This window comes from Nocardiopsis halotolerans DSM 44410, assembly GCF_000341065.1.
Classification (GTDB): Bacteria; Actinomycetota; Actinomycetes; order Streptosporangiales; family Streptosporangiaceae; genus Nocardiopsis; species Nocardiopsis halotolerans.
Genome location: NZ_ANAX01000220.1, coordinates 1 through 8,562, shown reverse-complemented (window position 1 = coordinate 8,562; position 8,562 = coordinate 1). Strand labels below are relative to the sequence as shown.

The window sequence follows — 8,562 nt, the reverse complement described above, 5'->3', positions numbered from 1 at the left end:
AGCCGGAGGAGGCCAGCCGCGCCTCGTGCGGGGAACCGGGAGGCGCACACGGTGCGGCCACGCCCCCGAGCCCCGGACCGGCGACGCGTTCGGGCGACGCTCCAACGCCGCCGGACGGCCGGTGCCGCCCCGGAAGCCGCGACCGGACCCCCTCGCTCCTCCCGTGGGTCCCCTCAGGCGCCCGCCGGGGCGGGGGCGTCCAGCTCCAGGGCCTCGGCGGCCCGGGACAGCTTCGTGTCGAAGGTGCCCAGCCGTGACAGCAGCGGGGCGGCCCGCACGGCGAGGTCACGCGTGACGAGTCCCAGGCGGGTGCGGGGCAGGAGGAAGTCCGTTCCGGCGTCGGCGACGGCCTGGTTGGCCCTCACGAACGGCCGCATCCGCGCCTCGTAGGCGGCCAGTGCGGCGGCGTGGCCGTCGTGGCGGGCCAGTTCCCCGGCCAGGACGTACGCGCCGACCATGGCCAGGCTGCTGCCCTGCCCGGACATGGGGGAGGGGCAGTACCCGGCGTCACCGAGCAGGGTCACGCGCCCGGTGGACCAGCGGTCCATCCGGATCTGGGTGACCGAGTCGAAGTAGAAGTCCGGAGCCTCCTCCATCGCGGCCAGGACGCGGTCGGCCTCCCAGCCGTGCCCGGTGAAGGTCCGGCGCAGGAACTCCCGCTGGTCCCGGGGCGGCCTGCGGTCGACGCCGTTCTCCTCGCGCGCGGACAGCGCGAACATGGCCTTGGCCCCCTCGGCGCGGGGCGTGTGGTACATCGCCACCAGCCGTCCCGGGGTGTTGAACAGGACGGCCTCGCGGTCCAGCCCCGGGTGGTTGGGCACCGTGAAGATGCTGAGGTAACTGCCGAGGAAGCGGCGGTGGGGCTCCTCGGGGCCGAACGCGATCCGCCTGGTGGTGGAGTGCAGCCCGTCGGCCCCCACGACCAGGTCGAACACGCGCGGCGCGGCGTGTTCGAAGGTCACGCGGACCCCGTCCTCCCCCTGCTCGATCTCGGCGACGGAGTCGCCGTACAGGTACTCGGTGTACTCCGTGGTGGGTGCGTGCAGGAGCCGGACGAGGTCACCGCGCAACAGTTCGAGGGAGCGGCCGTCCGTGGCGATCGAGCTGGCCTCGAAGCCGCCTCCGCGCCTGCCGCGGGCGTCGACGATCGTGGCCCGGGTCATCTCGGTGACCGATGAGCGGATGCCGTCGAGCACGCCCATGCGCTCGGCGACGTCGAGGGCGACGCCGCGCACGTCGATGGCGTAGCCGCCGGTGCGGGGCGCGGGTGCGCGTTCGACCACGGTGGCTCCGATGCCGTGGCGGTGCAGCCAGTGGGCGAGGGCGGGTCCGGCGATGCTGGCGCCGGAGATCAGGACGTTGCGTACGGCGGTCATGGGGTTCTCCGCTCACTCGGACGCTCGGTGTTCCTCACGCTAGGCCGCTACTTACCGTGCGTCAAGTAACTTACCGGTTGACAAGCAAACTACCGGCCGGAAGGTCGGAGCTAGACTCGACGCACCAGACGAGGGAACGGGAGTGACGCGCGTGCCCAGGGCGCAGACCGACACCAAGGCGGAGATCCGGGCCGTGGCCCTGGAGCTGTTCGCCCGGAAGGGCTTCGACAGGACCAGCCTGCGGGAGATCTCCGAACGCCTGAACATCACCAAGGCGGCGCTGTACTACCACTTCCCGTCCAAGAACGACCTGCTCAGGTCTCTGGTCGAACCCCTGGGGGAGGACATGGAGGCGCTCTTCGCCAGGTACGGCCCCGACGGGGGCGGGGGAGCGGGGGACCCGCGCGCCCTGCTCGGCGACTACTTCGACGTCTGCGTGCGCCACAGCGCCCTGCTGGTCGCCGTCCTGCACGACCTGGGATCGCTGGCCGAGACCGGCCTGGTCGACTCCGTCATCTCCTGGCGCCGTCGTCTGGACACCCTGCTCGTGGGACCCGAACACGGCGTTCCCGCACGCATGGGCGCGGTGATCGCCCTCGGCGGTATCCAGGACCTCTCCGTCATGTTCGCCCCGGAGGAGGCCGCCGCCCACCGCGAACGCGCCGTGGACATCGCGATGGCGGCTCTGGAGTCGGGCATGTCCGGCATGGACTAGACCAATTCCGGCGGGTGCTCGCTCCGTCCCCGGACGGGGGTCGCTAGTCTCGTGTCGGGTCCTGAACCAGTGGTCCGAGAAACCCGAAGAGACGGAGAGAGACCGTGGCGTCCATCGAGGCAGTACAGGCGCGGGAGATCCTTGACTCCCGGGGCAACCCGACAGTCGAGGTCGAGGTCCTGCTCGACGACGGAACCATCGCGCGCGCGGGCGTTCCCAGCGGCGCCTCCACCGGCCAGTTCGAGGCCGTGGAGTTGCGCGACGGCGGTGACCGCTACGGCGGCAAGGGCGTGACCAAGGCCGTCACGGCCGTCAACGACGAGATCGCCGACGAACTGCTCGGCCACGCCCCCGACGAGCAGCGCATCATCGACCGCGCGCTCATCGACCTGGACGGCACCCCGGACAAGTCCCGGATCGGCGCCAACGCCATCCTGGGCGCCTCGCTGGCCGTGGCCAGGGCCGCCGCCGCCGAGACCGGGCTGCCCCTGTTCCGCTACATCGGCGGTCCCAACGCGCACGTCCTGCCCGTGCCGATGATGAACATCCTCAACGGCGGCGCGCACGCGGACAGCAACGTCGACATCCAGGAGTTCATGGTCGCGCCGATCGGCGCCCCGACCTTTGCCGAGGCCGTGCGCTGGGGCGCCGAGGTGTACCAGTCCCTGAAGTCGGTCCTCAAGTCCCACGGCCTGGGCACCGGCGTGGGCGACGAGGGCGGCTTCGCACCCAACCTGGACAGCAACCGCGCCGCCCTCGACCTGATCGTGGAGGCCATCGAGAAGGCGGGCTACACCCCCGGCACGGACATCGCGCTCGCCCTGGACGTGGCCGCCAGCGAGTTCCACAACGACGGCGTGTACACCTTCGAGGGCAGGTCGCGCTCCTCCGAGGAGATGTCCGCCTACTACGCCGACCTGGTGGAGGCCTACCCCCTCGTCTCGATCGAGGACCCCCTCGACGAGGAGGACTGGGAGGGCTGGAAGAAGCTCACCGCCGACCTGGGCGGGCGGGTCCAGCTCGTGGGCGACGACCTGTTCGTCACCAACCCCGAGCGGCTCCAGCGCGGCGTCCTGACCGACACCGCCAACTCGCTGCTGGTGAAGGTCAACCAGATCGGCACCCTCACCGAGACCCTGGACGCGGTCGCCCTCGCCCAGCGCAGCGGCTACACGGCCATGATCAGCCACCGTTCCGGTGAGACCGAGGACACCACCATCGCCGACATCGCGGTGGCCACCAACGCCGGGCAGATCAAGACCGGCGCCCCGGCGCGCAGCGAGCGGGTCGCCAAGTACAACCAGCTGCTGCGCATCGAGGAGGAACTCGACGACGCCGCCGTGTACGCGGGCGTGTCGGCCTTCCCGCGCTTCGCCGCGCGCGGCTAGTCTGCCCCAGTGTCCCGCGAATCCGAGCAGCAGCGCCCAAAGGCCAGTAAGTCGGCCAAAGCCGACAGGTCCGGACGCCGACCTGCGCGGAAGCCGGGATCCTCTGGCACGGGCACGGGCCGCACCCACCGGGTGCGGCCCATGCTCACCAGCCGTGCCGCCATCCTCGCGCTCGTGATGTGCGTGATCGCGCTCAGCCTGGCCTACCCGCTGCGCGAGTACATCGCCCAGCGCGCCCAGATCGCCGAGCTCCAGGAGGAGCACGCGCGCATGGAGCGGGACGTGCGGGAGCTGCGCCAGCGCAAGGAGGAGCTCTCCCAGGACTCCTACGTGGAGCGTGAGGCCCGCCTCCGGCTGCACTACCAGTACCCCGGGGAGACCACCTACATCGTCATCTCGCCCGACTCCGAGGACGACACCGAGGACGACACCGGCCCCAGCGAGCCCTGGTTCACCACCCTGTGGCGCTCGGTGGAGGAGGCCGACAGCCCGCCGCCCGACGACGGCGGACTCTGACCGGCCGGACCTCCGTCACAGCGGGAGGGCCCGGGCCAGGAGCACGCCCGCGGCCAGCGCGCCCAGGGCGCAGCACTCCGTCACCGCCGCGTAGGCCGTCGCGGCGAGCGGGCGGCCGCCCCGGACCAGCGCGAGGACCTCGTGGGAGAACGTCGAGTACGTGGTCAGGGCGCCGCACAGCCCCACGGCGACGAGGTTCCACAGCCAGGACGGGACGGCCAGCGCGGACGCGGCGCCGAACACCAGCCCCAGCAGCAGGGTGCCCGCGGTGTTGACGGTGAGCGTTCCCCAGGGCAGCCGCTCGGAGGCCGGGCGCCGGACGGCCAGGTCCAGCAGGTAGCGCAGGGCCGCCCCGGCGGCGCCGCCCAGGCCCACGGTCAGCAGTTCGGGGGTCACGGGCGCCTCCTCCGGGCCAGGAGGGCGGTCACGCGCCCCGTCACCCACGCGCCCAGGGCGACCCCGGCCACCGCGCCGACCAGTGTGAGCGACATGTAGGCCACGGCGGGGACGACCCGGCCGGACGCCAACAGCAGGCCGATCTCCAGGGTGTGGGTCGAGTAGGTGGTGAACCCGCCGAGGAAACCGGTGCCGAGCAGCTGCCTGACCCGGGTCGGCGCCGCGCCCAGACCGGTGACGGCCGCGACCAGGGCGCCCATGAGCACGGATCCCGTGAGGTTGACGGCCAGGGTGGCCAGCGGCACACCGGTGTCGGGGACCGGCCAGGCCANCCCCGCGGCCCCGCCGCAGGCGGTGAGGCCCGCCAGGACGGCCACGCCCCACACGCGGCGCGGGCGATCGCCGACGGACATGTCCCTCCCCACACCTCATGGGCCCCGGCGGGCGGGCCGCTGACGCGCTCGCACCCGCGGGCTCCGACCGGCCCTATGCTGGGGGCGCCATGACTTCCGCAGATCACCCCGCGCCGGGGCCCGCCGACGGTACCACCGGCGCCGCCGGGCACACCGGTCCGGTCGCCGAGCGCGACACCGCCGCCATCGAACTCCAACTGGGCCGCGCGCCGCGCGGAGTGCGCGGCGTCGCGCACCGCTGCCCGTGCGGCCTGCCCGACGTGGTGCGCACCGCGCCCCGGCTGGAGAACGGCGAGCCCTTCCCGACGTTGTACTACCTGACGTGCCCGCGCGCGGCCTCGGCCATCGGCCGGATGGAGAACGAGGGCCGCATGCGCCGGATGCAGGAGCGCCTGGGGGAGGACCCCGAGCTCCAGGCCGCCTACACCCGGGCGCACGAGTCCTACCTGGCCGNNNNGGACGGCGTGGAGCCGCTGCCCGAGGGCATGCAGAGCACCGGTGGCATGCCCACCCGGGTCAAGTGCCTGCACGCCCTGGTCGCCCACGAGCTCGCCGAGCCGGGGACCAACCCCTTCGGCGCCGAGGCGCTGGAGGAACTGCCGCACTGGTGGGACAGGGGCCCGTGCGTGTGTGTCGACGAGAACGCCCCCGAGGGCGTCGAAGGGAACGGGTCATGAGCGGTGTCGCGGCCATCGACTGCGGAACCAACTCCATCCGCCTGCTGATCGCCGACGTCGTCCACGTCGACGGCGACGAGGTGCAGGTGGTCGACGCCGACCGGCGTATGGAGATCGTGCGCCTGGGCGAGGGCGTGGACGAGACCGGGGCGTTCGCGCCCCAGGCCCTGGAGCGCACCTTCGAGGCGCTGCGCGGCTACGCCGAGGCCATCGAGGCGCACGGCGTCCCCCTGGGGCCGGACACGGTGCGCATGGTCGCCACCAGCGCCACACGGGACGCCAGCAACCGCCAGGTGTTCATCGACGGCGTGCGCGAGATCATCGGTGTGGAGCCCGAGGTGGTCACCGGCCTGGACGAGGCGGAACTGTCCTTCGTGGGCGCCACCGCCGAGTTCGACGCCGAGGCGGACGAGGGCGCGGACGGCGACCTGGCTCCGCCCTTCCTGGTCGTGGACATCGGCGGCGGCTCCACCGAGTTCGTCCTGGGCGGCGACCCGGGCGCGGAGGACGGTGAGCTGGTCCGCGCGTCCCTGTCGGTGGACATCGGCTGTGTGCGCATGACCGAGCGCCACCTGCGCGGCGACCCTCCCACGGAGGAGGAGATCGCCGCGGCGACCGCGGACGTCGAGGCCGCGCTGGACGAGGTCGAGCGGGTGGTTCCGCTGCGTGAGGCCGGCGCGGTCGTGTGCGTCGCGGGCACCGCGACCACCGTCGCCGGTATCGCCCTGGACCTGCCCGAGTACGACTCCGAGCGCATCCACCACACCCGCGTGGGCGTCGCCGACCTGGAGCGCATCACCGGGGAGCTGCTCGGCGCCACCTCCGCGGAGCGGTCGCGGATCGGCGTCATGCACCCCGGCCGGGTGGACGTCATCGGCGCGGGCGCGCTGGTGCTGTCCCGCGTGCTGGCCCGCACGGGCGCGGACTCCTTCACGGCGAGTGAGCACGACATCCTCGACGGCGTGGCCTGGAGCCTGGTCGTCCAGTAGACCCGGGCTTCCGGGCTGAACTGGGGAAACGGTGAACGCGGGCCCCGCCGGAGGGCCCGCGCAAGAGCTCCACGGGTGAGACGTGTCACCTCGCGGACGCCTTGTGAATGCTTTCACAACCGCTCTGACCTGCGGAAACGTGAGTCGTGCGGGCTGGGAAGTGGTGAGAAGGTGGTCCGGTGTGAACCTTCTCTGTCGGTAGTGGCTTGTGAAAGAATGCACAAGCAACAGGGACGAAACACCCGCTCCGATCCAGGCGGCACTCCACCGCGACCGCGGCGTGGGCGACCGGAAGACCGTGACAACCTCGCGGCCCCTGGGAAGGGGCGCACACCAAACCGTTAGGGCGGGATATGCGATGACCGAGAGCAGGAACTACCGGCTGGTACACGGCGGAGGGGACGAGGCGGAGATCCCGCACATCCTCATCGTCGGCGGCGGTTACCTCGGGATGTACACCGCGAGGCGGCTGGAGAAGAAGCTCGGGGCCGGTGAGGCGCGGATCACCGTCATCGACCCGAACTCCTACATGACCTACCAGCCCTTCCTGCCCGAGACCGCGTCCGGCAACATCTCGCCCCGCCACGTCGTCGTCCCGCTGCGCAAGGTCTTCCAGCGCGTCCGCGTCCTGGGCGGCAGGGTCGTGCGCATCGACCACGCCGACCGCACGGTCCGCTACGAGCCCAACGCCGGCGAGCCCGAGACCATCGCCTACGACCACATCGTCATGGCCGCCGGAGCGGTCTCGCGCACCCTGCCCATCCCCGGACTGGCCGAGTGGGGCATCGGGATCAAGACGGTCGAGGAGGCCGCCTACCTGCGCAACCACGTCCTCAACCAGCTCGCCATCGCCGACTCCACCGACGACGAGGCCACCCGGCGCAAGGCGCTGAACTTCGTCTTCGTCGGTGGCGGCTTCGCCGGTGCCGAGGCCATCGCCGAGCTGGAGGACATGGTCCGCGACGCGGTCCGCCACCACGTCTCGATCGACCTGGAGGACGTGCAGTTCTACCTCATCGAGGCGGCTGACAAGATCCTTCCCGAGGTCGGCCCCGAGGTCGGCGGCAAGGCCCTCAACCAGCTGCGCCGCCGCGGCATCGACGTCCGGCTCAAGACCTTCCTGGAGTCGGCGGTCGACCAGCACATCAAGCTCAGCGACGGCACCGAGTTCGACGCGGGCACGCTGGTGTGGACCGCGGGTGTCAAGCCCAGCCCGGTCGTGGCCGCCAGCGACCTGCCGCTCGGTCCCAAGGGCCACCTGGACACCAGCGAGTACCTCACCGTCAACGGCGTGGAGAACGCCTTCGCGGGCGGTGACAACGCCCAGGTGCCCGACGGCAACGGCGGCTACTACCCGCCCAACGCCCAGAACGCGGTCCGCCAGGCCCCGGTGCTCGCCGACAACGTGATCGCCAGCCTGCGCGGCAACGGGCTCAAGGCCTACCGCCACAAGAACCTCGGCGCGGTCGCCGGTCTCGGCCTGCACAAGGGCGCCGCCCAGCTGTTCGGCAAGGTCAAGCTCAACGGTCGCCTGGCCTGGTACGCGCACCGGTCCTACCACCTGTTCGCGGTCCCGACCTTCAACCGCAAGATGCGCGTGCTCTCGGACTGGACGCTCGCCTTCCTCCTGCGCCGTGACTTCGCCGCGCTCCCGGAGATGGCCGAGCCCCGCCAGGCCTTCGAGGAGGCCAGTCACCCGCAGGTCGAGGACGGGCGCCTGCGCAGGGTCAGCTGAGGCGGGACCGCGCGTCGCCCACCAGCGCGGTTCCCCACCCGCGAAACGACCGGCTTCCCAGGGAAGCCGGTCGTTTCCTGTCCTAATCCGGCCAAGTCAAGTCAAAGTGGGCAATCAGCCCGCCCGGTATGATGGGCCACGCCCTCGTAGCCCAATGGAAGAGGCAGGCCCCCTAAAAGGGTCACAAGTGTCGGTTCGAGTCCGACCGGGGGTACCTATGGCACCCACGCGGGCGGCGTCCGCTTTCCGAGCGGGCGTTTTCCGTGTGCGGTCGCCCGCCGCCGCCCCGGCGCGCCCACCCGTGCTTCCGGCATTCCGGGTGTTTCGCGCAATCCAGGCGATTCCCCGACTTTCCCG

At 71.9% G+C, this 8,562-nt stretch carries 9 protein-coding genes and 1 tRNA gene; 7 read left to right on the top strand and 3 right to left on the bottom strand.

Going from position 1 to position 8,562, the window contains the following annotated elements; translation table 11 throughout:
* Window positions 1-173: 173 nt before the first annotated feature.
* Window positions 174-1,376, bottom strand: a complete 1,203-nt coding sequence (locus tag D455_RS0116785) for an FAD-dependent monooxygenase (protein WP_017571872.1) — start codon at window positions 1,374-1,376, stop codon at window positions 174-176.
* Window positions 1,377-1,527: 151 nt separating this feature from the next.
* Here D455_RS0116785 and D455_RS0116780 point away from each other — a divergent pair, with 151 nt between their 5' ends.
* The 3 genes from D455_RS0116780 (at window position 1,528) to D455_RS0116770 (ending at window position 3,995) form a co-directional block, all read left to right on the top strand.
* Complete coding sequence (locus tag D455_RS0116780) at window positions 1,528-2,091, top strand: TetR/AcrR family transcriptional regulator (RefSeq protein WP_026122703.1); 564 nt, start codon at window positions 1,528-1,530, stop codon at window positions 2,089-2,091.
* Between the two features lie 104 nt (window positions 2,092-2,195).
* Window positions 2,196-3,479, top strand: coding sequence for a phosphopyruvate hydratase (gene eno / locus D455_RS0116775; RefSeq protein WP_017571870.1), 1,284 nt, complete (start codon window positions 2,196-2,198; stop codon window positions 3,477-3,479).
* Between the two features lie 141 nt (window positions 3,480-3,620).
* Complete coding sequence (locus tag D455_RS0116770) at window positions 3,621-3,995, top strand: FtsB family cell division protein (protein ID WP_017571869.1); 375 nt, start codon at window positions 3,621-3,623, stop codon at window positions 3,993-3,995.
* A 15-nt stretch (window positions 3,996-4,010) separates the two neighbouring features.
* On the opposite strand, the gene crcB is transcribed toward D455_RS0116770, so the two are convergent.
* Window positions 4,011-4,391, bottom strand: a complete 381-nt coding sequence (gene crcB, locus D455_RS0116765) for a fluoride efflux transporter CrcB (RefSeq protein WP_017571868.1) — start codon at window positions 4,389-4,391, stop codon at window positions 4,011-4,013.
* On the bottom strand, window positions 4,388-4,804 hold the full coding sequence (locus D455_RS0116760) for a fluoride efflux transporter FluC (RefSeq protein WP_017571867.1): 417 nt from the start codon (window positions 4,802-4,804) through the stop codon (window positions 4,388-4,390). Before D455_RS0116760 ends, crcB begins: the two co-directional genes overlap by 4 nt.
* Before the next feature lie 89 nt (window positions 4,805-4,893).
* On the opposite strand from D455_RS0116760, the gene D455_RS0116755 reads away from it, so the two are divergent.
* The 4 genes from D455_RS0116755 to D455_RS0116740 all read left to right on the top strand — a co-directional run bounded on the left by D455_RS0116755 (window position 4,894) and on the right by D455_RS0116740 (window position 8,419).
* Complete coding sequence (locus tag D455_RS0116755) at window positions 4,894-5,481, top strand: DUF501 domain-containing protein (protein WP_017571866.1); 588 nt, start codon at window positions 4,894-4,896, stop codon at window positions 5,479-5,481.
* On the top strand, window positions 5,478-6,470 hold the full coding sequence (locus D455_RS0116750) for a Ppx/GppA phosphatase family protein (protein ID WP_017571865.1): 993 nt from the start codon (window positions 5,478-5,480) through the stop codon (window positions 6,468-6,470). Before D455_RS0116755 ends, D455_RS0116750 begins: the two co-directional genes overlap by 4 nt.
* A 358-nt stretch (window positions 6,471-6,828) precedes the next feature.
* The gene (locus D455_RS0116745) at window positions 6,829-8,205 is read left to right on the top strand and encodes an NAD(P)/FAD-dependent oxidoreductase (protein WP_017571864.1); all 1,377 of its coding nucleotides are present in this window, start codon (window positions 6,829-6,831) and stop codon (window positions 8,203-8,205) included.
* Between the two features lie 140 nt (window positions 8,206-8,345).
* Window positions 8,346-8,419 (top strand) — tRNA-Leu (locus D455_RS0116740).
* The last annotated feature ends 143 nt before the right edge of the window (window positions 8,420-8,562 follow it).